Consider the following 20,823-nt stretch of genomic DNA (forward strand, 5'->3'; position numbering starts at 1 on the left):
ACATGCGTATCTTACTCCTTGGTCACCTCGGGCAATTGGGTTGGGAAGCCCGGCGTTCCCTGGCTTGCCTGGGTGAGATTATTGCTTTGGATTACCCTCAGATTGATTTGAGTCAGCCTCAAACCCTGCCACCGCTCATCCGCGAGATAAGACCTCATATCATTTATAACGCTACGGCTTACACCGCGGTTGATAAAGCCGAACAGGAGCGTCACTTGGCTGAGCAAATCAATGCTGTGGCACCTGGCGTGCTTGCCGAGTGCGCTCGCGAGATCCGCGCCGTCCTGATTCATTTTTCTACAGATTACGTCTTCGACGGTAACAAAGGCACTCCCTACACCGAAACTGACCCACCCAATCCCCTCAACGTTTATGGAAAAACAAAATGGCAGGGTGAGCAAGCCGTTCAGGCAGTAGATGACGTTTATCTAATCTTCCGAACGAGCTGGGTTTACAGCCTACGCCGGGATAGTTTTGTCACAAAGGTGCTGGAATGGAGTCGCAAACAAGAAGTGCTGCGCGTGGTGGATGATCAGATTGGAAACCCCACCTGGGCGCGGATGTTAGCCGAGGTGACAGCCAACCTCTTATCTTGCCATCGTGATGACCCTTATACCCAATTGCACGAAAAACGCGGGCTTTATCATCTGGCCGGCAAGGGCTGGGCCAGCCGGTTCGAGTGGGCGCAGGCAATCCTGGCTTTGGATTCAGAACACGAACAACAAGCCACCCGGCAACTTTTGCCCGCTCGCACGAAGGAGTTCCCGACCCCTGCCCGACGGCCTCTCTTTTCTGCCCTAGATTGTACCCGCTTTGAACAGACCTTCAACCTAAGCCTGCCACCTTGGCGCGAGGCGCTTGCTCTGGCCATGCAACGTTGAGGTATTGGGAATGCATGTAACCCCCGACCCCACCCCTGTTCTTTCCACTCAGGCTGAACTCCAGCGCGTACTTCGCTGGTGGTGGGTGATTGTGCTGGCTGCCCTTCTGGGAGCCTTTGGCGGCTGGTTGGCCCACGCTATTAAGCCTCCCATCTACGAAGCCCAAGCCGTTTTCAGTGCCACCATTGATTACACACGCACCGGACTGATGACCCAATTTGAGCAGGATCAAGCCCTCAACGCCGTAGGCCATCTTATTGCCTCCAATGAAGTGATTGAACGAGTCATTAACCAATTACAAGGGGAAGGATCCACACTAACCATAGCGGACCTCCGGCGCATGGGCACTGTAGAGCGCCAGGTAGATGCCTTTGTTCTTCGGTTGCGCACCTCAGACCCACAGGAAGCAGCCCGCCTGGCCAATCTATGGGCGGGTGAAGCAGATGCAGTTCTTGCCGATGCTCAAACCCACGCATTGAAGGCTGCCAGTCTTGCCCAATATATGCGGTCGATTGAAACGTGCCTCCAACGCGCTGTGATGGTGGCACCTGCCACGGCACTTTGCCCCCAACAATCTCTCGAGGACCTGCAGGCTCTTCTGGCCACCGTTGGCCAGCAATTCCAAACTGAGCGCCAGGCCAGCCGTAATCTTTTCCCGGGGTTGTCCATTCAATGGGTTGAGTCGGCTTCTCCCCCGACCCAACCCGTTCAGTACGGGCGCAATGATCTGATGCTGGTTGGTGCATTGATTGGCTGGGTACTCGGTCTGGTATTGGTGGAGACCCTGCCTTTTTTCCGTCGTTTCAATTATAAAGATGCAAATTAAGCGCTGGTATCGAGATCTCCAATATATACTCTGGGGAGGCGTGGGACTTCTGCTACCCCTCACCAGTTTTCCCCTGATTGCTCAGCGCTTCAACATCCACTCAGTTGCCCCAGCCGCTGCTCTCCCACTGGTTGGTTTGCTCTTACTGTGGTATCTGCCTTATCTCATCTCGTCAGTAGGATACTTGCCACATCAGGCAATTCCATTATTTGTCTTTGCCACAATCGCCGTACTGTCTTCACTACTATCTTTCTTTATCCCCTTCCCGCCTTTCCGCTCGCCCGACATATGGAGCAACATCCGTGAAGGTCTGCTGACCCTGGGAATAGGGGGAGCCTTCTATATGTTGACTGCCACCTGGATCCAGTCATCCAAGCGCCTTGAGTTTGTTCTACGCCTCCTACACCTCGGCGGGATTATTGTCATCTTCTGGTCATTCTGGCAAGCCTTTGTCTGGTACACTCGCCAGGGGTATCCGACCTGGATGTTCGTCCTTCAATCCCATCTCACTTCTAATGGACGTCTCTTTGATCAACGTGTCACTGGATTGGCTTTTGAACCCTCATGGCTGGCCCATCAATTAAATTTGCTTTACCTACCCCTCTGGCTAGCCGCAACCCTCCAACGCGCTTCAGTTTTTCGCTTTCGCGTCCTTGGTCTCAGCCTAGAAAATCTCTGCCTTCTGGGGGGCGGAGCCGTGTTGTTCCTCTCCTTTTCTCGGGTGGGATGGCTGGCCTTTCTGTGCACACTGGCTTACCTGATTTTGCGGGCCAACCTGGCCCTAATCCGCTGGTTGCAAGCTCAGATTCAGAAGCGCTTGCGGTTGAGTTTGGCCCGTTGGATGATAAAGCTTGCCGTTCCATCAGGATTGGCTTTGGCCTTGGTCACGGCTTATGCAAGCCTTTTCTTGGGCGCCGGCTTTGTCCTCAGTCGCCTGGATCCGCGTATGCGCGATCTCTTCCGCTTCGAATTTGTACGTACAGAAGGGTGGGTCGGATACGCCAACCGTCTGGTCTTTGCCGAACGATTGGTTTACTGGCAAACCGGCTACCGCATCTTTGCGGATTACCCATGGCTGGGCGTTGGACTAGGTAATGCGGGTTACTTCTTCCCCCAAAAGATGGTGGCCTTCGGCTGGGCACTCACTGAAGTTCAGGACTTGATGTTCCGCAATTCTTTTATTCCCAATACCAAAAGCTTGTGGGTACGCCTGCTGACCGAGACTGGAATCCTCGGTTTTGTTACCTTCCTAACTTGGCTCTACGTGCTTTGGGCAACAGCACGCTCACTAGAACACGCCCCTGACCCCCACCAGCGAACCATCGGTTGGGCTACCTCATTGGGGTTGATTGCATTGCTGGTTGAGGGATTCAGTGTAGATACTTTCGCATTGCCTTATTTCTGGACTCTCTTCGGGCTGGCTACCGCTTCCACGTCCTTGCCACTTTCACCCATACATGCGCCCGCCCCGTTGGAACGAAAGACGCCGCGGGAAGCTTGATGCCGATCCCACAGCCATCCGCCCATCAGAATCAGCCCTGCTCCTACTACGATCCCTCCAATCATAATCCAGAAGGGCAAGCGGGGAAGGATGCGATAAGTGCGGCTAACGTACCACTCTGTAAAGAAAGCCAATCCCACTCCCTCCACAGCGAACCAGCGCCATAACCAAGGATCACGTGCCTCACGGGCCAGGTGGTAAGCCCAGGCAACCAATAGAGCCAGCACAGGGAGCAACATTGTGCGGTAGCGCGGATTGTCCCATAAATCCCCTCCTGCCCGGAGGGAGGCCAGGATCATCCACCCCCAAGCCACCCCGATCAACCAGAGCAGCATCAACCGCCAGGAGCGTTCTCGCGGATGCCGTAATGCCCAGGGTGCATAAAAAAGCACAGGTAAAATTGCATACCAACCCAAAGCCCTCAAAGTGCTAATGGCGTTCCAAATTGGTAATGAAGGATCAAAGACGGCAGCGGGCAAAACTGGTTGAAACAAGCCATAGGTGACAATGAAGGGCAATTCAAGCGAGGAAGGCAGTTCTCCAAGCAGTTTCTGAACCCAACCAGAACCTCGTTGGGTGAGATAAGCATCCCATGCGGCCACACGTTGCAACCACCCTCCAAAGGCCACCAGCCCCAGCAATCCCAAAACGGCAATACTTATACCCACCCATTGCCAGCGCCGCTCAATTTTGATTTGGCTCAGGTAATAGAATAAGCCACCGCTAAGAACCACAAACAGCCAAACGCTTGCTGCCAGCCAGGAAAAGAGCAACATCAGAGCAAATGCTATTCCCCCCCATCTCAGTCGTGCTTTCAGAGTTGCAGGCTCGCGCTCCCAAAGCGCCCACAGGATGACCGCCCCTAGGGCAATCAAAAAGGGATCACGCATTTGAGAGGCGCCTAAAAAAACTGCCTCCGGATAAAAGGCCAATATCGCAATTGCCACACAGCGGGCCCCTTTGAAGGGAGCGCGATTTAGTACATGCGCCAGGAAAGGCATCCCAGCCGCACCCGCCCAAGCGGTTAGGATCAGAATGAGCCAGGGACGATGTTGATCAGGACTCAAGTAGCGATAAACTAATGCGCTGAGCGCTAACATTCCCCCATACTGGTCTGAGACATAGCGCCCCCCTAAAGCCGAGATAACCGGTGCAGATGAAATCGCCACCTCCCAAGCCTGCTGGTCACGCTTGAATGCATCGTAATAAAGATAACCTCGGTTTTGCTGGGGAGTGTCATAACCCCATTCTGGCAACGCTAGGGATAGGCCCAATCCCAAAACTAGGCGCAACAGGAACGCCCCACCCATCATCCAACCCAACCATCGCTCGTGTCCACCCCACCACCATAAGCCAAACAACCCCCCAAACGCTAAAGCCAACAACACCCCCACAGCAATCACACCTTGAGAGGTTGCTCCCCCTTCCATCAAGTGCGTAATCGCGACCGCCAATCCTAACACCAAGCCGACCGCAGCCAACAGCACGTAGAGGGATAGGGATGTCTTTAGGGTTTTCACCGCTCACCTACCTCCAAGGGATTGGCTCGATCTGAATTCCATCCAGCAAGAATGCGTTGCGCCCGAGCTACCCAGGTATAGTGAGCCGCATCCGCACGCGCCTGCTCCCCAAGTTCTCGGCATACCTCCGGGTGGGCAGCTAGTTCATCCAAGGCCTGCTCCCAGGCATTTATCTCCTCGGGGGGACAAAAACGGGCATTCTTCTCGTTCAACACCTCGTGCAACACAGGCAGATCACTGCTTAGGATCGCCCTCCCACACGCCAAATATTCAAACATCTTCATCGGGCTACAGATGTCGGCAGAATTTCCCCCACTGCTCCCAGCCACCGCGCGCTCATAAGGCATTAACAACACTTCGCCAGCAGCTTGATAAAGAGGCAGAAGGCGGTTTTCCACAAAACCGGTCAGGATCACATTTTGGAGTCTATGCTCAGCCACGGTATTTCGCCAGTAAGTCACAGCCTCCTCTCGTCCGCCCACCCAGAGAAACTGAATATGAGGCAGACGGCAAGCCATCTCAAGAAGCAAGCCCATGCCTCTTCCAGGGTAAAAGTGTCCGCTGTACACGGCGGTAAAGCGTTCCGCCAAACCCAACAAACGGCGCGCCTCAGATGGGGTGGGTAGATCCCGATAACGCTCCAAATCCACCCCATTAGGCGCAATGACCACTTGTGTTTCTGGGATAACCATCCCCCATTCCTCACGCAAGACCCGATAAAGGGCCTGTGTAATTACCGCAAACCGCTTTTCGCCCTTTACTCGAACAATCCAGCGGAGCAAGCGTGGGCCGATCTTTCCACTCGGACGATCATGAATCTCCAGCACCAAAGGAAGCCTGGCTTGTAATGCCAGGAGGCCCACTTGAGGCATCCAGGTGTAAACTAGGTCAGGCGACCAAGCCATCACCTGTAGCCAGGCTTTCGCCACAAAGTCATAACGTCTAAGCACCGGAAAAGATGCCACCCAGTTGATTTCAAACCTATCGCGCAGACCATAATGAGCCGCCAACTGGGACCAAGCAACTTGTGTTTTTCCCGGTACCCACAGCCTGACCGTATGCCCTAGCTGTACCAATGCTTGGCACATTTTCATAACCTGGATGCTATTAGCCGTGCTGGAAGGGATTTGAGAGGTGCTAAGACACGCGATCCGCATCCGTGGCTCCACAACTAACTTGCTCCGCGTGCAAGAGTTCTTGATGACCTCGCCAGATGATTATGGCGACCGAGAGAATGAAATAACTGCTCAGCAGTAGCGCCAGTCCAAAAACCCCTAACGATCTAACAAGGACAAACATTAATGCCGTCTTTAGGCCCCCAACAAGCAGCGTGATAATCAAGGGATCATTGGGTTTTCCCAATGCCAGCAATAGTGGACGATTCCAATAGAGTATGTTCGCAAAGCCATACCCAACCAAAAGCACCAGGATGAGAGGAAAGGCTGGCAAATAAGCCCCCCCTTTGAACCAGGCCAAGAACCACGGTCCCAATAGGATCAATCCGGCCCCCATGACCACTGTCCAAGCCAAGGCCATCAGGCTGGTGCGCCGCAACAATAAACGCAAGGTTTTCCATGAGCGTTGGGCCACTGACCGTGTGATTTCCGGATAAGTCGTCTGGATAAAAGGGAGAATGGGCAACATCAATACATTCATGAGAGCCAGAGCAAATTTATAATAACCCGCCTCCAAACTACTCAGAAAGAACCCCGCCCACAGTACCTCGCTGTCACGGATCAACATGTTGACAGTGCCGCTCAGATTCGTGCTAATGGCAAATCGTCCTAATGCAGCCTTTTCCGGCACGCGGCGTAAGGGAGCCTGCCACCAATCAGATCCAAGTACACGCTTCGCCGACTGCCATCCCAACCCCATTATGGACAATCCAAACACTAACTTGCCCATTAAGTAGGCCAGCATTACCTCAAACACACCCCAATGCATAAAATAGGCAAGAGTGATCCCAGCCGCGGTGACTACATTCTGTGCCAGCGTAATTGTGGCCTGCTCACGAAAGCGTCCTGCAATTTGAAGCATGGCCGTGGAGGTCTCGGTGAAAAGGTTGCCTAGCAGTGCCAGGCCATAAAGGGGAATCCAGGGCAACGCTCCCGGATCTTTAATAATCCATTGGATGGCCAAAGGAGAGAGATAGACAAGCAATAAAAAAGCACTGATGGAAGTAATTCCTTCGGTGAAAGCCGCTAGTTTTACCACTCCCGCAGCCAAGTCTTTCCGCTCCTGGCTGAGATACTGATTCACATACTTAATAACCGGTTCCCCCATCCGAAACGAGAGCAGGCGATTAACGTTAGAGGCAAAGGCAATAACCAACCCCAAAACGCCATATTGGGTTGGGCCTAATAAGTAGGCTGCCAACAGGCCTTGATAAAGGCTCAGACCTAGGCTAAGTGTATTACCGCTGAAAAGATACGCCGTGTTACGCACAACTTGGCGCAACAGCCGGTCTTCCCTCCAGTTAGCCCACAGGTAGGCAACTCGCTTCATACCGTTTGAATCTGGCTGGCCCAGGCCCGTTCCGCTAGGTACCATTGAACCAGGTGCTGAAGACCTTCCTCCAAAGTGGTTTGGGGGGCCCACCCCAAAAGCGTGCGCGCTTTAGTAATATCAGCCCACGTCGCAGGCATATCTACTACCTGGGGAGGGTGATACTCAATCTGCGCCGAGCGCCCTAACGCCCTCTCCAAAATGCGAATCGCTTCCATCATAGTATGGGGATGATCGCTCCCTAGATTGATCACTTCAAACCCCATCGGTTTCAACCCCAAAAGGGTGCCGCGAGCAATATCATCCACATAGGTAAAGTCGCGCGAGAAACTACCATCCCCATACAGGTGCAAGGGATGCCCCTCAGCAATCCACTGGCAGAAGCGAAATAGGCTCATATCCGGGCGCCCCGCCGGACCATAAACCGTAAAATAACGGAAGACAGTCACATCCAGGCCATATAAGTGATGATAGGTGTAGCAAAGCGTTTCAGCAGCCTTCTTGCTCGCTGCATACGGCGATAAGGGATGGCTGGTATCAGCATCCTCACGGAAAGGCATCGGATTTAGAGTCCCGTACAGGCTCGAGGTCGAGGCCAGGACAAATTTCGTCACCCCGAACTGACGACTAGCTTCGAGCAAGTTTAACGTCCCAGTAACGTTAGTCTCAAAGTAAACCCACGGGTTGAGAACACTATAAGGTACACCGGCACGCGCGGCCAGATTAATCACAGCTTCAAATGGAGCAAAACGGGCAAACAGCTGGCCAACGGCTTCCCGATCCCGGATGTCCAGATAGACAAAGTGAAAATTAGGCCGACTTTTCAGATGCTCGAGCCGCCAATGCTTTAAGCGAACATCGTAGGCATCGTTGAGGTTATCTACCCCAACCACCTCCGCCCCGTCTTCAAGCAAGAAATGCCCCACCCTGGCACCTATGAAACCGGCCGCCCCAGTCAGCAAATAGCGCTTCATAAGCGAACCACCTTAGGGTTGTTGCGTCCAAGTTTGCCCAAAGCATTGCGTGTGTCCACAATCAACCGGGCAGCCTCAAGGATGGCGGGGTAGTCATAACGGCTGTGATTGGTAATGATCACCACACAATCCGCCGCTTGTACAGCCTCCATAACGTCGGGTACCGACTGCATGCTGAGTTCGTCCTGATGGATGACCGGAATGTAAGGGTCGTGATAAGACACAATGGCCCCCTTCTCACGTAGGAGGTGAATCACATCCAGAGCAGGTGATTCACGTAGGTCGTCAATATCCGCCTTATAAGCCACCCCCAGGATCAGGATTTGGCTTCCATTAACTGGTTTACCCTGTTGATTGAGAGCATCCTGAACCTTGCCCACTACAAAGCGAGGCATATTTGTGTTAATTTCTGAGGCAAGGTCAATAAACCGCGCCGTGTATTTCACCGAGCGCAACTTCCATGAAAGATATAATGGATCAATGGGGATACAATGGCCACCCAATCCAGGCCCAGGGGTGAACTTCATAAAGCCAAAGGGCTTGGTTGCGGCTGCTTCGATCACTTCCCAAACATCAATTTTGAGGCGATCGCACATGATCGCTAGTTCATTGACCAGCCCAATGTTAATCATACGAAAAGTGTTCTCCAGCAGTTTGGTCATCTCGGCCACTTCAGTCGAAGAAACCGGCACCACTGTTTGAATGGCCTGTTGATACCAGGCTGTAGAGACCTCACAACAGGCAGGGGTGATGCCACCGATAACCTTGGGGGTATTATAGGTGGTCCAATCCTTCCGTCCTGGGTCAACGCGCTCAGGCGAAAATGCCAAAAAGAACTCCTTCCCCACCTGCAAGCCGCTCCGCTCCGTCAAGATAGGCAAGACCAATTCACGGGTTGTCCCCGGATAAGTGCTGGACTCCAACACTACCACCATGCCGGGATGAAGATGCGGCGCCAGGCTCTCCGCAGCGCTGACAATATACGAGAGATCAGGGTCACCCGTTTTACGCAAAGGGGTTGGCACACAAATCGAAACGGCATCAATGTCTTTAAGAACGGCGTAATCCGTTGTGCCTCGCAATTGTCCCTGACTAACCAATTTGCGCACTTGCTCGGACGAAACATCCAAGATATAACTCTCGCCCCGATTCAAGGCCTCCATCTTTGAAGCAATTGGGTCAATGCCGGTCACATCAAAGCCGGCTTCCGCAAAGACAACTGCCAGCGGCAGACCCACATACCCCATGCCCACCACAGCCACTCGCGCTTTGCGGGTGGTCAGTTTTTCCAATAATTCACCACGATAATCTCGTTCCATGCACTTTCCCCTTTTCAAAACAGACTAAGTTGAGTTGGGTGTTCGTCCTGATCAGCAGGCGGTTCCGATGCTGGGGCTTCTTCTGCCAGGGTCTGGTCGGGTTGGCCCTGTCGTGCCATTTCCAAGTAGGACGGCAGACGACTAAAATCTTCAATCACCGTGGCCTTCAGTGAGGGCTGGTGTAGAGCCGCTGCTGGGTGGTACATAGGAACAATTAAGCGGCCGTTAACCCACAGGGCCTTGCCGTGCACCTCACTAATGCGCGCGTTTGGGAGGAATTTAGCCATTGAAAACCGCCCCAAGGTAACAATGACTCGAGGGTTAATCGCCTGCAATTGACGTTCCAGATAAGCATCACAAGCGGCCAATTCCTCTGGCTGTGGATCTCGATTCCCCGGTGGGCGGCACTTTACAACATTGGTAATAAACACATCTTCACGCTTCAGACCCGCTTTCTGCAGCAATTCATCCAGGAATTTTCCCGCCGGACCCACGAACGGCCGTCCCTGCTCGTTTTCGTAGAACCCCGGCCCCTCACCGATGAACATAATCTCGGCCTCCGGACGCCCCTCGCCAGGAACAGCATGTTTACGCGAGTAATGGAGGATACATTTTGTACAAACCGAAACCTCAGCAGCAATTTGTTTTAGGACGGTTTCTGGATTCAAGGCTGACCTCCTGTCAAGGTTGGACTGCCTGGTGAACTCTCTTCCCGAGAAAGACGCTCTACTAACGCTACGTCGAGGTGCTCAAGATTCATGATCAGCGCATCTTCGTGGTTATCCCGATAATACCCCGGACGTACAGAAATCACCTCAAAGCCTAGTTTACGATAAAGGGATTGCGCCGGGAGATTAGAGCGGCGCACCTCCAAGGTAAAACGCTGTGCCCCCATCCGGTGCATCTCAAGCAGGGCCTGGGCTAAAAGGCGTTGCCCAATGCCGTATCCTCGGAACTGAGGGTGAACAGCAAAGGTGGCAATATGTGCCTCGTCAATGATGAGCCAAACCACAATCATGCCCACAATCTCATACCGTCCTTGCTCGTTCTGCCACTCCGCCACCCAAAGATGCGCTGAAGGATTCGCCTCTATCTCAAACCGATATGAACTCTCCGGCCAGGGCAAGGCAAATGAGGCTACGTCAATTTCGTGCACGCGAGGAATATCTTCTACCCGCATACGCCGAATCCAAACCCCGCGCAAAGTCACTGCCCTCATGTGGGGACTCCTTCTACCTGATGAAGGTAAAGGGGCGCAAGAGTATTGACATCATCCACAACGCCGGCTTTCCAGCGTTTCCAGGCCAATTCAGCCAGAAATGCCGGATGACGCAAAGAGTGAGCCGGTGAAACCAGGGTGATATGGTGCTGGCGGGCCAGTTGCTGACGCTCCTGGGCACTCAATTCACCACATATCACAACCGGCTCTTGGAGCGACTCCACCAGAACCCTAAGCGTAACCACGCGCAGACGATTCTCAGCCTGCCAAGATCCTGCTGTAAAACGATAATTCTCTACCGCCAAACGTCCACGACCGGCCTGCAATACAGCAATCAAAGGGCGCTCGTCTGGTGGCAATCCATAGGCGAGAACATCCAGGGTTGGCACTCCTATCACAGGTAATTTCTCGGCCAAAGCAATTCCTTTGACAACCGCCAGTCCAATTCTTAGGCCAGTAAAAGAGCCTGGGCCCAAGGCAACCCCTAAGGCTTGAATCTGCTTAATAGACACCTGTGTCCGGGTTAACATCCATTCAATGGCGGGGGCCAATTCCACCGTTTGGTGGCCCTGGCTCAACCACGTATGCTCAGCCACCACGACGTTCCCATCGTAGAGCGCCAGCCCCACCCATTGCGTGCTGGTATCAACGGCCAACAGCATGAGCCACTCCCAGAACCTGCTGGCGCAATCGCTGCACCAAGTACCGGTATCGTGCTCCGATTGGATTGAAAAGCAAGCCACGTTGCTCTTCAGAAATCCAGGTCAATGTCACCCACAATCGCTCGGGAGGAAGGATGGGATCAATCCGTTCTGGCCACTCGATCACTAGCGCCCCTTCACTAAGCAAAGCGTCAATATCGAGATCAATGGCTTCCTCAAGAGAGTTCAGGCGATAGGCATCCAAGTGAAAAAGCATGCGTCCTTCAGGCCGACGGTAAACATTAATCAGCACAAAGGTAGGACTAGAAACCGGATCAAGCGAGCCCCACCCACGGGCAATCCCTTGTACCAAGGTGGTCTTGCCAGTGCCTAAGTCTCCTTGCAAGCAAACCACATCCCCAGGACGCATGAGAGCGCCAAGACGCATTCCCAAACGGCGCGTTTGCTCAGGGCTACGACTAAAAAGTTCCAGTGTATGCGCATCCAGGATCGGCATATTTCAAATTATACCTGTGTTCGCATACGCGTTTCATAAGAGCGCCCTGCCCATGTCACTAACACACGGGCAATCTCCCGGGCGGCCTGTGGTCGAGCCAAACGCCGCGCGTTCTCCGCCACTCGATGTCGTTCCTCAGGATGCTCCAGCCAAAGCCTCAGGGTAGAAACCACGTGTTCGGGCTCCGGCGCCCAAACCCCTGCTTGTTCACTGATCACATAATCAACGTTTCCATCCTCCTGTCCAGGCATGCGACTATAGAGGATAATGGGAAGTCCCACAATGAACGCCTCACTAATCGTACCCGGCCCCGCTTTTGTGATGAGAATGTCTGCCGCGCGCATGAAATTGTGCATTTCGCGCACAAAGCCATAGATGAAAGCAGGATGCTTCCAAGCGACCTGTTCTAACCGATTCTGGAGAGTTTGATTACGTCCACACACCACAACCAACGTTGCTCCGAGATCCGCTTCATTGATTGCCATTGCAACAGACTCAAGTGGCCCCATTCCTTCCCCTCCCCCAACCAGAAGGATGACTGGATGATTGAATGGCCATCCCAGACGACGCCGAATCCCTTCGACTGACTCGCTAATAGAATTAAAACGCTCCGCGACTGGTAGCCCAATGACTTGCAGACGGTCTGCCGGTACACCTACTGCCAGCCCCCGCTCGCGGGCTGCTTCTGTAGGCACAATGATCAAATCAGGTGAACCACAATACCAAGCAGTGTGAGTGGAAACCAGATCGGTGACTACAGTGATGTAGGGGAGTGAGAATCGACGAGCTGCTCGTGAAATTGGGTCGTTGAAAAGCGGATGAACGGAGACCACTAAATCACAGGGATGCTCCACCAACAGGCGTTCCGCTGAGCGTCGTACATAGGGCCACAGGGCGTTAAAGACAAAACGGGTGCGCCGCCGGCCATCGCTTAGACGGTAGCCCAGTTGCCACACTTCGGGCATACGCGAGAGCACTGGATAAGCCTCCGGGGCAAGGTCAAACGGTGGAGGAGCATACTCTCGAAAAATATCCACCATTTCAACCGTGACCCGATCGCCTACCTCAAGGTTCAGAGCTTCGATGATCGCTTCAGCAGCACTTCGATGCCCTCCACCTGTGTCTGAAAAAAGGAAAAGAATATGCGGGCGATCAGATTGGGGTTTCATGATTCTCCCGAGGTAAAATGGCCTTGAGTCGGCGAGCCAGTTCGCGTCTGGGCAAAAGCACCCGACGACTACATTTCAAGCATTCCAGTCCAATATCTGCCCCCAAGCGCACCACGCGCCAAGTGTAATTTCCGCATGGGTGGGGCTTACGCAGGCGCACAATGTCACCCAGTTGCAAATCCGTCAACATCAATCGGATTATACCACCCATGTTATAATCCCTAGCACAAAGCCTACCACTCTATTGCTCCAAGGGTTTGAATGCTCAATCTTGACCCCGCTACTCTAATCACCCGCATTATCACCCTCATCATTGCCTTTACCGTTCATGAATTCGCCCACGCATGGACGGCAACGCGCTTTGGAGATAATACCCCGCGGCTAAACGGGCGCCTCACGCTTAACCCCCTGGTTCACCTCGATCCCTTAGGATCATTAATGCTCCTACTCGCAGGGTTCGGATGGGCCAGACCCGTGCCTGTCAACCCTTATCTTCTAGGACGTCGTTCGTCCAGCGCTCTTATGTGGGTGTCTTTGGCTGGCCCGCTTTCCAATTTGCTCCTTGCTGCCCTGGCCGCTATTCCACTCCGCTTGGGATGGATCCCTTATCTCTGGGGGAGCACTAACTCCTGGTTGCCCTCGCCTGGGCAGTTTCTGGTGGGGTTCATCTGGATCAATCTGATCCTATGTCTGTTCAATCTGATCCCCATCGCCCCTCTAGATGGGGACAAAATCCTGGAATACTTTGCTCCCCCCTCCATTGCCCGCATTCTGGAGACCATTCGTCCCATGGGTCCTCTATTGCTTATGATCGTCGTGTTTGTCTTACCCAGCATAGGAATTGATGTTCTTGGCTTCATACTTTACCCAGCCTTGCAGAATCTACTTTTGCTCCTTTTGGGAGGCTCGTTATGACCATCCGAATGACAATTATTGGCCTAGGCCAAATTGGCACCTCGATTGGATTGGCGCTCAAAGACAATCCTTACCAAATTGTGCGCATTGGCAACGACTCTGATCCTCACCTTGAGCAGAAAGCGCTCAAAATGGGAGCATTGGATGAGACCATTCACAATCTGCACACCGCCGTCAGCGATGCTGATATTATTGTGCTCGCCACCCCCATGGACGAAGTGAGAGAAACGCTGGCGACGATTGTCCCCGATTTAAAACCTGGCGCGGTCGTGCTGGATACCTCTCCTTTGAAAACCCTGATCACCCAATGGGTCAAAGATTTGCTTCCGGCTGAACGATATGTGGTCTCGTTTGCACCTAGCCTTAACCCCGAGTACCTCTACCCCTTTGCCCCCACCCCCGAGACCGCGCGCCCCGACCTCTTCAAGGGTGGTGTGTTTGTCATTACCAGCCCACCTCATACCCACGGAGATGCCCTTAAACTGGCCAGCGATCTGGCCGTGCTATTAGGGGCAAAACCCTATTTTGCTGATCCCTATGAAGCCGATGGTCTAATGGCTGCAATACACGGCCTCCCCCAGCTCAGCGCTGCCGCCTTAATTACGACCATTACTCGCCAACCAGGTTGGCGTGAAGCGCGCAAATTGGCCGGACGAACCTTCGTTGAAGCCACTGAGCCAATCACCCACCTAGATGACCATACCCACCTAGGCGAATCTATCTTGCTTAACCGCGAAAACCTTTTGCGCCTCCTGGATGATTACATTGCAGTCCTTCAGGAAGTGCGAATTTACTTGGAAACCGCAGATCGTGAACGCCTCGCCAGCCTACTAAAAGAGGCTTCCCAGGCACGTTCTCAATGGTGGCAAGAGCGTCAAAAAGGGGATTGGGACGCTACGCCCTCTGCCGAGATCCCGAGTAGCGGACAGTTTTTTGCGCGAATGTTTGGGCTGGGTGGTAAACCTACCAAGAAAAGCTAAGGCGTGAACGTCAATCAATAACGCGGATAGCGTTCTCGGGACACTCTTCTGCTGCCTGATAGATCAAATCCCGCAAATGCCACGGGATAAGTTCCATCTTCACCCGAGCAACCATTGAGCCATCCAGGCTGAAAACCTCAGGGGCAATAGTTTCACAGAAACCGCATCGGATACAACGCTGCTCATCCATAGTGACTTTCATGGGATCCGCCCGAAAGCTGGAATTCTCCGAAGAGAAGGATAACTGATGGTTTTGAGACGCTTGCTGCTAATTCACACGCTGAGCGTGGGCACCAACACTAGCCAGGCAGATGTATACCTCAGCGGTGAGTCCTATCTCGCGTTGGTAAGCCTCCTTGAGATTACGCACAAAAGGTTCTACCCATTCGCGCTGCACGAGATTGATGGTGCACCCGCCAAAACCAGCCCCTGTTAGGCGCGCGCCCCAACACCCAGGTTGGCGGGCAGCAAAATCCACTAGAAAGTCCAATTCCGGCGTACTTACCTCATAAAGATCGCGTAATGAGCGGTGCCCCTGAAGCATCAATTGGCCAAATAAAACGATATCTGCCCGCTTTAACGCCTCAACCGCGCGCTCAACGCGGGCGATTTCCTCAACCACGTGTTGCGCGCGACGACGAACGACCTCAGGCAAGAAATGAGCCAGACGAGAGAAATCCTCAACACGCACATCGCGCAAGGCCTGAATACCGGGCAGGTAGGGCCTCAGGCGCTCAACAGCTTCTTCACAGGCGGCACGCCGTTCGTTATAGGCCGAAGCCGCCAATGATCGTCGCACTCCCGAATCAGCAATGACCAGCATCACATCCCCCGGCAATGGAACGGCTTCGTAGGTGAGAGCCCGCACATCAAAACACAACGCATGTCCTGCAATGCCGTGTACCGAAGCAAATTGATCCATAAGCCCACAGTTAACGCCTACATAAGCATTCTCTGCATATTGACACAATCGGGCTAGATCCAAACGGCTAATTGTCCAGCCTCCCATTGCCTGCCAGAGGCTGGCAAAGGCCACCTCCACAGCGGCCGAGGATGAAAGCCCTGCCCCAATAGGGATATCCGAGGTATAAGTCGCTTCAAGCCCTTCTACCGGATAACCAGATCGAAGCAACGCCCAAGCTACTCCAGCGGGGTAAAGCGCCCAGGCCGGTAAAGGGTTCCCTTCCCTGTCACAACGAGCATTGAGTGCATCTAAAGAGAGGGAAAGCTCAACTTGTTGGGAAAAATCCAGCGCGTGCAACAACGCGCGCGGTTCCGCGAGCCGGCGAGCATGAATCTTAACCCGCCGATCTACCGCCGCAGGCAGAACAATCCCCTGGTTGTAATCCACATGCTCACCCAGTAGATTGACTCGCCCTGGCGCCGTTGCAAAGAAGCGCTCCATGTTCCCCCTCGCGGTTTGTCTTAATCTGTAAAGAGAGGCAGATGGTGAAGAGCCACAATCTCCCTCCAGCGTTCACGATCACCTTCTGTACAAATGGCGGCTTCCACAGCTACTTCCGCACCCGCTTGCATCATCAGGGTCCGCATTCCTTCCAGAGTAGAGCCGGTGCTTACGACATCATCCAACAGCAGCACCCGACGGCCTTGCAGCATGGCGCGGTCCTTCTCATCGAGATAGAGCGTTTGGGGCTTTCCCGTAGTAATCGAAACAGTTTCCGAATGGAGCGCCTCCCCCATATAGAACTTATAGCTCTTACGTAACACGATGTAAGGTTTGTTCAGTTCTAATGAAAGTGCGTGTGCCAGCGGGATACTTTTCGACTCCGCCGTAACAATTACATCAAAGGAGTAATCCCTAAGACGCTCGCTTAACGCTTTGGCACTAGCCTGTACTAAAGCCGTATCCCCCAAAATATTGAGGATGGCGATCTTCAATCCCGGCTTCACCTCAAAAAGCGGCAAATCGCGCTTCAGACCGGCCAATTCAACGGTATATACGGGTCGCGAATACGCCATGTTTATTTTTCTCTCCTCGTTCAAATTTAGCGATTAAGTAGACGAACGATAATATTCAGCGCTACTGTTAAGACCAAGCTGAGTACCACCGAAGCCAACAAGGGGAAAATGCAGGTAAAACCTGAGGTCTCAATTTTGATCGTTCCAGGCAGATTCGAGAGGGACGGGACTTTGGCCAATCCCCAGACAATCCCCCCAATAACGATAAGCATCACGCCAGCCAGCACCAGGAATCGCCCCAGGAATTCCAAACCCTGCATAGACTTACCTCCTCACGGGCTGTATTTTACCGCAAATTCACCGATATATCGGTAAACGCCGGTTTTATAATCTGGTCAACTTGACCCAGCTTTTAAGCCGGCATATAATGAATTAGTGTAAATCATACACTTAACAAAATCGCACTGGAGCCCAAGGAGATAGCCGCCATGAGCATCTTTGATGGTCAACGTCTCACAAATGCCACATTTAAATTAGATATTGAGCGAATGCGCCGTGGTTGGTACACGGATAAATATTTTGTCAATATTGCTTACATGCTTACACGCCTCTCTGAAATGGGCTACACCTATCAAGGGAAAGCCCATCGCCTTCCTGAGGGCCTCAACCCCGAAGGTGTAAAGTGCGGGGATATTGAGGTAGAGATGCAGTGGTTCACCCGCCGCGCCGGACGCACGATCGTCGTCGGGGTGGACAAGGCCTTAACGATGCTCCGTCACTGTACGGGCTACTGGGAAGGTGACCAATTTGTCAATACGGCCGATCAACTTGAAGTATGGGCAGTGCATGATGGCGCTGTAGTCCATGGTAATGGTGACCCAATGAATGCCCAGCCTGTCATGCGCGTGCGAGGCCGTTACCGCGATTTCGCCATTCTGGAAACCCCCACCCTGGGGATCCTCACTCGCGCTAGCCGAATCGCAACGAATGTGTACGAAACCCTGATCGCTGCACGCGGTAAACCGGTGCTCTTCTTCCCCGCCCGTTTTGACTTGCACGAGGTGCAAGCCGCAGACGGTTATGCCTATCAGATTGCCGTCCAACGTTACAACATGGATTACGGTAGCACTTTGGGGCCTTTTGTATCTACCGATGCTCAAGGGGACTGGTGGGGCGGCTCGGGTGGGGGGACCGTTGCTCACGCTGCGATCGCCTCATTCCTCGGGGATACCGCCGAAGCCATGCTGGCTTTTGCGCAAGTATTGCCGGTTAATATCCCCCGCATTGCCTTGGTGGACTTCAACAACGATTGTGTCACTGATTCCCTTGCGGTCTGCCAAGCCATGTTTGAACGCTACTACCATCTGATGGAACAGGGTAATGAGCAGGAAGCTCGCCGCTATATCTTATACGGTGTACGCCTGGATACGAGTGGCAACTTGCGCGATCGCAGCGTGCCCCCTTTGGGAGACCCTAATCTGGATCTGGGAGTGACTCCGCGCCTGGTCTTCAACGTACGTCAGGCTCTAGACACCCAGTGGGAAAATTGGGATATCCCCCCCAAATGGCGCGAAGAAGCCCGAAAATACTGCCAACGGGTGAAAATTGTGGTTTCTGGGGGTTTTAACCCGGAAAAAATCACCCGCTTTGAGAAGCTCCACGTGCCGGTGGATATCTACGCAGTAGGGTCAGCCCTATTTGATAACCACGGCCCTACCGTCACCGACTTTACTGCTGATGTAGTGCGAGTAAAAGTGCACGGCCAATGGGTTGATATGGCCAAGGTGGGGCGGCGTCCCTTGGATAACCCCGATATGGAACGGGTGTGGTAAAAACTGGGTTTAGGAATGCTTGCGTAAAGCCAGAGCGGCCCAATCTCCACTGGTGCGCTGCTCCAGAGGAGAGAGCCCTCTGGCAATAGCGTCCTGCTCAATTGCTGGTGCCTGCTCCTGAAGCAGCCCCGAAAGGATCAGCACGCCCTCTGGTGTTAGCAAATCAGTCAGCCCTGTCTCAAGCAAGGCCTTGATGACTGGTGCCAGAATATTTGCCATCACCAGGGGGGCCTGTCGAATACGAAAACGCCCCTGTAAAATTTCGCGCACTGAGCCTTGCCCTACTTCGATTTGCTCAGCCACATCGTTCAAACGGGCATTTTCATTGGTAGCCCGCACCGAAGCCGGATCAATATCCACCGCGAGGGCTTGACGCGCTCCCAACTTGACGGCAGCAATGGAAAGGATGCCCGAGCCACACCCTACATCAATTACCTCTTGGCCAGGTTGCACATAGCGCTCCAGGAGTTCCAGGGAGAGCTGAGTGCTTGGATGAGTTCCAGTGCCAAAGGCCATGCTCGGATCAATCCGCACAACGACCCGTTCGGCCACCTCGACTTCCGCCCAGGATGGCGCTACTAACAACCGCTTGCCGATGGGCAGGGGGTGATAATGCTGCTTCCAAGCCGCCATCCAGTCCTGATCTTCAATCCAGCGATAAATCGGGGCGGGTAAGGGTTGAATCTGGCTTAAGTGCCAAAGCGCCTCTTCCAGGCGCTGTCGCGTTTCCTCAAGCATTTCATCAGCCACTAGGTAACCGAATACCCGCACTGGTCCAATCGGTTGGCCCTCAATTTCATAGGCATCGTAAGAGACCGCCTGTTCCATCGCCACCCCGCCTTGGACTGTAAAGCGTGCCAGCACCTCGGCCACAACTTCCGCCAATTCCTCATCCACCGTCAGCGACACTTCTAACCAGCGCGGTTCAGCCACCCAAAACCTCCTTCAAGAGATCAAGGAAAGATTTCTCTTGAGGGTGCGGTTCTGCTCCCATTGTCTTGGCCAACTTCTCGAACAATTCCCGCTGTTCGGCGGTCAGGCGGGTGGGGATTTCTATGTTGACAATCACAAGCTGATCCCCGCGGCCATTTCCGCGTAGATGGGGTACGCCTTTCCCTTTCAGGCGGAAGACCTTACCAGGCTGAGTTCCCGGCGGAATGGTCAGTTTGGCTTTTCCATCTACAGTGGGCACCTCAATCTCGGCCCCAAGCACCGCTTGGGGAATACTGATATTGAGATCCAGCAAAATATCATCATCCTTGCGCCGGAAGTACTTATGCTCCCTAACGCGAATCTCGATGTAAAGGTTGCCGTTGGGTCCCCCATAAACACCTGGCTGCCCCTCACCGGCCAGGCGAATTTGGGTACCGTTGTCCACCCCCGCTGGGATGCGCACGGTTTTGCGGAGAGTACGTCGCTCAAGCCCGCGCCCCCGGCACTGGTGGCAAGGCGTTTGAATAACCTCACCACTCCCATTACAGGTAGGGCAGGTAATGACCTGTACTAGAGACCCCAGGAAGGTCTGGCGAGTCTGGCGAACTTCCCCTCTCCCACCACAGGTGGGGCAACGCATGGGCGAGGTGCCGGGTTCCGCCCCACTCCCATGGCACACGCTACACGTCTCATCCCGAGTAATTTCGATCTCTTTTTCAGTGCCAAAAATGGCCTCCTCAAATTCAAGCCAAAGTGTAGTATGCAAATCGGCGCCACGCCGGGGTGTACGACGCTGACGGCGCGCACTACCTCCCATGCCAAAACCGAAGAACTCTTCAAAGAGATCCGCAAAATCAATGGTAGTGAAGTCAGGCATGCCACCCATGCCGCTTACTCCGGCATGGCCATAACGATCATAGGCAGCCCGCTTTTCAGGGTCAGACAGCACACTGTAGGCTTCGTTAATTTCTTTGAAGATAGTTTCAGCGTCTGGCGACTTATTGACATCAGGATGATACTTGCGCGCCAGACTACGAAACGCTGCTTTGATCTCATCCAGGGTTGCGTTCCGGCTAACGCCTAATACCTCGTAATAATCGCGCGGAGCCATATTTATCTATCTCACCCGACAAAAGAGATCTTCACACTTCTGAGGTGTGAAGAACTGTCC

23 protein-coding genes are annotated in these 20,823 nt (G+C 53.5%); 6 read left to right on the forward strand and 17 right to left on the reverse strand.

Features of this window, described 5'->3' with window-relative positions; genetic code table 11:
• The first annotated feature begins 2 nt into the window (after positions 1 to 2).
• Genes rfbD through Q0721_RS01140 form a run of 3 tightly spaced genes read left to right on the forward strand, consistent with a single transcriptional unit; the run spans position 3 to position 3,208 of the window.
• Positions 3 to 881: a dTDP-4-dehydrorhamnose reductase gene (gene rfbD / locus Q0721_RS01130; protein WP_299024441.1), complete on the forward strand. Its 879-nt coding sequence runs from the start codon at positions 3 to 5 to the stop codon at positions 879 to 881.
• Positions 882 to 891: 10 nt separating this feature from the next.
• Positions 892 to 1,707 (forward strand): hypothetical protein, encoded by an 816-nt coding sequence (locus tag Q0721_RS01135; RefSeq protein ID WP_299024443.1) that lies wholly within the window; start codon positions 892 to 894, stop codon positions 1,705 to 1,707.
• Positions 1,708 to 1,747: 40 nt separating this feature from the next.
• A complete protein-coding gene (locus Q0721_RS01140; RefSeq protein WP_299024445.1) occupies positions 1,748 to 3,208 on the forward strand; it encodes an O-antigen ligase family protein in 1,461 nt (486 codons plus the stop codon).
• Here Q0721_RS01140 and Q0721_RS01145 read toward each other — a convergent pair.
• From Q0721_RS01145 to Q0721_RS01195, 11 genes are read right to left on the reverse strand one after another with little or no spacing between them, the layout of a single operon-like run.
• The gene (locus Q0721_RS01145; RefSeq protein WP_299024447.1) at positions 3,103 to 4,728 is read right to left on the reverse strand and encodes a hypothetical protein; all 1,626 of its coding nucleotides are present in this window, start codon (positions 4,726 to 4,728) and stop codon (positions 3,103 to 3,105) included. The genes Q0721_RS01140 and Q0721_RS01145 overlap by 106 nt on opposite strands.
• Positions 4,725 to 5,885 (reverse strand): glycosyltransferase family 4 protein, encoded by a 1,161-nt coding sequence (locus tag Q0721_RS01150; protein ID WP_299024449.1) that lies wholly within the window; start codon positions 5,883 to 5,885, stop codon positions 4,725 to 4,727. Before Q0721_RS01150 ends, Q0721_RS01145 begins: the two co-directional genes overlap by 4 nt.
• Positions 5,866 to 7,233 carry an oligosaccharide flippase family protein gene (locus Q0721_RS01155; protein ID WP_299024451.1) on the reverse strand — a complete coding sequence of 456 codons (1,368 nt, stop codon included), beginning with the start codon at positions 7,231 to 7,233 and terminating at the stop codon, positions 5,866 to 5,868. The genes Q0721_RS01150 and Q0721_RS01155 overlap by 20 nt, the downstream gene beginning before the upstream one ends.
• Complete coding sequence (locus tag Q0721_RS01160; RefSeq protein ID WP_299024455.1) at positions 7,230 to 8,207, reverse strand: GDP-mannose 4,6-dehydratase; 978 nt, start codon at positions 8,205 to 8,207, stop codon at positions 7,230 to 7,232. Before Q0721_RS01160 ends, Q0721_RS01155 begins: the two co-directional genes overlap by 4 nt.
• On the reverse strand, positions 8,204 to 9,526 hold the full coding sequence (locus Q0721_RS01165) for a nucleotide sugar dehydrogenase (protein WP_299024457.1): 1,323 nt from the start codon (positions 9,524 to 9,526) through the stop codon (positions 8,204 to 8,206). The genes Q0721_RS01160 and Q0721_RS01165 overlap by 4 nt, the downstream gene beginning before the upstream one ends.
• Positions 9,527 to 9,540: 14 nt before the next feature.
• Positions 9,541 to 10,194: a uracil-DNA glycosylase gene (locus Q0721_RS01170; RefSeq protein ID WP_299024459.1), complete on the reverse strand. Its 654-nt coding sequence runs from the start codon at positions 10,192 to 10,194 to the stop codon at positions 9,541 to 9,543.
• On the reverse strand, positions 10,191 to 10,745 hold the full coding sequence (rimI, locus tag Q0721_RS01175) for a ribosomal protein S18-alanine N-acetyltransferase (RefSeq protein ID WP_299024461.1): 555 nt from the start codon (positions 10,743 to 10,745) through the stop codon (positions 10,191 to 10,193). The genes Q0721_RS01170 and rimI overlap by 4 nt, the downstream gene beginning before the upstream one ends.
• Positions 10,742 to 11,407 (reverse strand): tRNA (adenosine(37)-N6)-threonylcarbamoyltransferase complex dimerization subunit type 1 TsaB, encoded by a 666-nt coding sequence (tsaB, locus tag Q0721_RS01180; RefSeq protein ID WP_299024464.1) that lies wholly within the window; start codon positions 11,405 to 11,407, stop codon positions 10,742 to 10,744. The genes rimI and tsaB overlap by 4 nt, the downstream gene beginning before the upstream one ends.
• Positions 11,391 to 11,903, reverse strand: coding sequence for a tRNA (adenosine(37)-N6)-threonylcarbamoyltransferase complex ATPase subunit type 1 TsaE (gene tsaE, locus Q0721_RS01185; protein ID WP_299024466.1), 513 nt, complete (start codon positions 11,901 to 11,903; stop codon positions 11,391 to 11,393). Before tsaE ends, tsaB begins: the two co-directional genes overlap by 17 nt.
• Before the next feature lie 8 nt (positions 11,904 to 11,911).
• Positions 11,912 to 13,072 (reverse strand): glycosyltransferase, encoded by a 1,161-nt coding sequence (locus tag Q0721_RS01190; RefSeq protein ID WP_299024468.1) that lies wholly within the window; start codon positions 13,070 to 13,072, stop codon positions 11,912 to 11,914.
• Positions 13,056 to 13,283, reverse strand: a complete 228-nt coding sequence (locus Q0721_RS01195) for a DUF951 domain-containing protein (protein ID WP_299024470.1) — start codon at positions 13,281 to 13,283, stop codon at positions 13,056 to 13,058. The genes Q0721_RS01190 and Q0721_RS01195 overlap by 17 nt, the downstream gene beginning before the upstream one ends.
• A gap of 50 nt (positions 13,284 to 13,333) precedes the next feature.
• Here Q0721_RS01195 and Q0721_RS01200 point away from each other — a divergent pair, with 50 nt between their 5' ends.
• Positions 13,334 to 13,987 (forward strand): site-2 protease family protein, encoded by a 654-nt coding sequence (locus tag Q0721_RS01200; RefSeq protein ID WP_299024472.1) that lies wholly within the window; start codon positions 13,334 to 13,336, stop codon positions 13,985 to 13,987.
• Positions 13,984 to 14,967, forward strand: coding sequence for a prephenate dehydrogenase (locus Q0721_RS01205; RefSeq protein ID WP_299024474.1), 984 nt, complete (start codon positions 13,984 to 13,986; stop codon positions 14,965 to 14,967). The genes Q0721_RS01200 and Q0721_RS01205 overlap by 4 nt, the downstream gene beginning before the upstream one ends.
• Before the next feature lie 10 nt (positions 14,968 to 14,977).
• Here Q0721_RS01205 and Q0721_RS01210 read toward each other — a convergent pair whose 3' ends face one another.
• The 4 genes from Q0721_RS01210 to Q0721_RS01225 form a co-directional block, all read right to left on the reverse strand.
• The gene (locus Q0721_RS01210) at positions 14,978 to 15,169 is read right to left on the reverse strand and encodes a ferredoxin (protein ID WP_299024476.1); all 192 of its coding nucleotides are present in this window, start codon (positions 15,167 to 15,169) and stop codon (positions 14,978 to 14,980) included.
• 66 nt (positions 15,170 to 15,235) lie between these two features.
• Positions 15,236 to 16,372 (reverse strand): galactokinase, encoded by a 1,137-nt coding sequence (gene galK, locus Q0721_RS01215; protein WP_299024479.1) that lies wholly within the window; start codon positions 16,370 to 16,372, stop codon positions 15,236 to 15,238.
• Between the two features lie 20 nt (positions 16,373 to 16,392).
• Positions 16,393 to 16,947, reverse strand: coding sequence for a phosphoribosyltransferase family protein (locus tag Q0721_RS01220; protein WP_299024481.1), 555 nt, complete (start codon positions 16,945 to 16,947; stop codon positions 16,393 to 16,395).
• Between the two features lie 26 nt (positions 16,948 to 16,973).
• The gene (locus Q0721_RS01225; RefSeq protein WP_299024483.1) at positions 16,974 to 17,207 is read right to left on the reverse strand and encodes a DUF2905 domain-containing protein; all 234 of its coding nucleotides are present in this window, start codon (positions 17,205 to 17,207) and stop codon (positions 16,974 to 16,976) included.
• A 168-nt stretch (positions 17,208 to 17,375) separates the two neighbouring features.
• On the opposite strand from Q0721_RS01225, the gene Q0721_RS01230 reads away from it, so the two are divergent.
• Positions 17,376 to 18,719: a nicotinate phosphoribosyltransferase gene (locus Q0721_RS01230; protein WP_299024484.1), complete on the forward strand. Its 1,344-nt coding sequence runs from the start codon at positions 17,376 to 17,378 to the stop codon at positions 18,717 to 18,719.
• A 9-nt stretch (positions 18,720 to 18,728) separates the two neighbouring features.
• Here Q0721_RS01230 and prmA read toward each other — a convergent pair whose 3' ends face one another.
• On the reverse strand, positions 18,729 to 19,652 hold the full coding sequence (gene prmA, locus Q0721_RS01235) for a 50S ribosomal protein L11 methyltransferase (RefSeq protein ID WP_299024486.1): 924 nt from the start codon (positions 19,650 to 19,652) through the stop codon (positions 18,729 to 18,731).
• Positions 19,645 to 20,763, reverse strand: coding sequence for a molecular chaperone DnaJ (gene dnaJ, locus Q0721_RS01240; RefSeq protein ID WP_299024488.1), 1,119 nt, complete (start codon positions 20,761 to 20,763; stop codon positions 19,645 to 19,647). Before dnaJ ends, prmA begins: the two co-directional genes overlap by 8 nt.
• Between the last annotated feature and the right edge of the window lie 60 nt (positions 20,764 to 20,823).

It is taken from the genome of uncultured Thermanaerothrix sp. (assembly GCF_938028735.1).
Classification (GTDB): Bacteria; Chloroflexota; Anaerolineae; order Anaerolineales; family Anaerolineaceae; genus Thermanaerothrix.

What these genes read in the sequence shown, in the direction of transcription:
- rfbD (WP_299024441.1), top strand. Translation starts at nt 3, where the DNA reads ATGCGTATCTTACTCCTTGGTCACCTCGGGCAATTGGGTTGGGAAGCC.
- Q0721_RS01135 (WP_299024443.1), top strand. Translation starts at nt 892, where the DNA reads ATGCATGTAACCCCCGACCCCACCCCTGTTCTTTCCACTCAGGCTGAA.
- Q0721_RS01150 (WP_299024449.1), bottom strand. Translation starts at nt 5,885, where the DNA reads ATGCGGATCGCGTGTCTTAGCACCTCTCAAATCCCTTCCAGCACGGCT.
- Q0721_RS01155 (WP_299024451.1), bottom strand. Translation starts at nt 7,233, where the DNA reads ATGAAGCGAGTTGCCTACCTGTGGGCTAACTGGAGGGAAGACCGGCTG.
- Q0721_RS01160 (WP_299024455.1), bottom strand. Translation starts at nt 8,207, where the DNA reads ATGAAGCGCTATTTGCTGACTGGGGCGGCCGGTTTCATAGGTGCCAGG.
- Q0721_RS01165 (WP_299024457.1), bottom strand. Translation starts at nt 9,526, where the DNA reads ATGGAACGAGATTATCGTGGTGAATTATTGGAAAAACTGACCACCCGC.
- rimI (WP_299024461.1), bottom strand. Translation starts at nt 10,745, where the DNA reads ATGAGGGCAGTGACTTTGCGCGGGGTTTGGATTCGGCGTATGCGGGTA.
- tsaB (WP_299024464.1), bottom strand. Translation starts at nt 11,407, where the DNA reads ATGCTGTTGGCCGTTGATACCAGCACGCAATGGGTGGGGCTGGCGCTC.
- tsaE (WP_299024466.1), bottom strand. Translation starts at nt 11,903, where the DNA reads ATGCCGATCCTGGATGCGCATACACTGGAACTTTTTAGTCGTAGCCCT.
- Q0721_RS01190 (WP_299024468.1), bottom strand. Translation starts at nt 13,072, where the DNA reads ATGAAACCCCAATCTGATCGCCCGCATATTCTTTTCCTTTTTTCAGAC.
- Q0721_RS01195 (WP_299024470.1), bottom strand. Translation starts at nt 13,283, where the DNA reads ATGGGTGGTATAATCCGATTGATGTTGACGGATTTGCAACTGGGTGAC.
- Q0721_RS01200 (WP_299024472.1), top strand. Translation starts at nt 13,334, where the DNA reads ATGCTCAATCTTGACCCCGCTACTCTAATCACCCGCATTATCACCCTC.
- Q0721_RS01205 (WP_299024474.1), top strand. Translation starts at nt 13,984, where the DNA reads ATGACCATCCGAATGACAATTATTGGCCTAGGCCAAATTGGCACCTCG.
- Q0721_RS01210 (WP_299024476.1), bottom strand. Translation starts at nt 15,169, where the DNA reads ATGAAAGTCACTATGGATGAGCAGCGTTGTATCCGATGCGGTTTCTGT.
- galK (WP_299024479.1), bottom strand. Translation starts at nt 16,372, where the DNA reads ATGGAGCGCTTCTTTGCAACGGCGCCAGGGCGAGTCAATCTACTGGGT.
- Q0721_RS01220 (WP_299024481.1), bottom strand. Translation starts at nt 16,947, where the DNA reads ATGGCGTATTCGCGACCCGTATATACCGTTGAATTGGCCGGTCTGAAG.
- Q0721_RS01225 (WP_299024483.1), bottom strand. Translation starts at nt 17,207, where the DNA reads ATGCAGGGTTTGGAATTCCTGGGGCGATTCCTGGTGCTGGCTGGCGTG.
- Q0721_RS01230 (WP_299024484.1), top strand. Translation starts at nt 17,376, where the DNA reads ATGAGCATCTTTGATGGTCAACGTCTCACAAATGCCACATTTAAATTA.
- dnaJ (WP_299024488.1), bottom strand. Translation starts at nt 20,763, where the DNA reads ATGGCTCCGCGCGATTATTACGAGGTATTAGGCGTTAGCCGGAACGCA.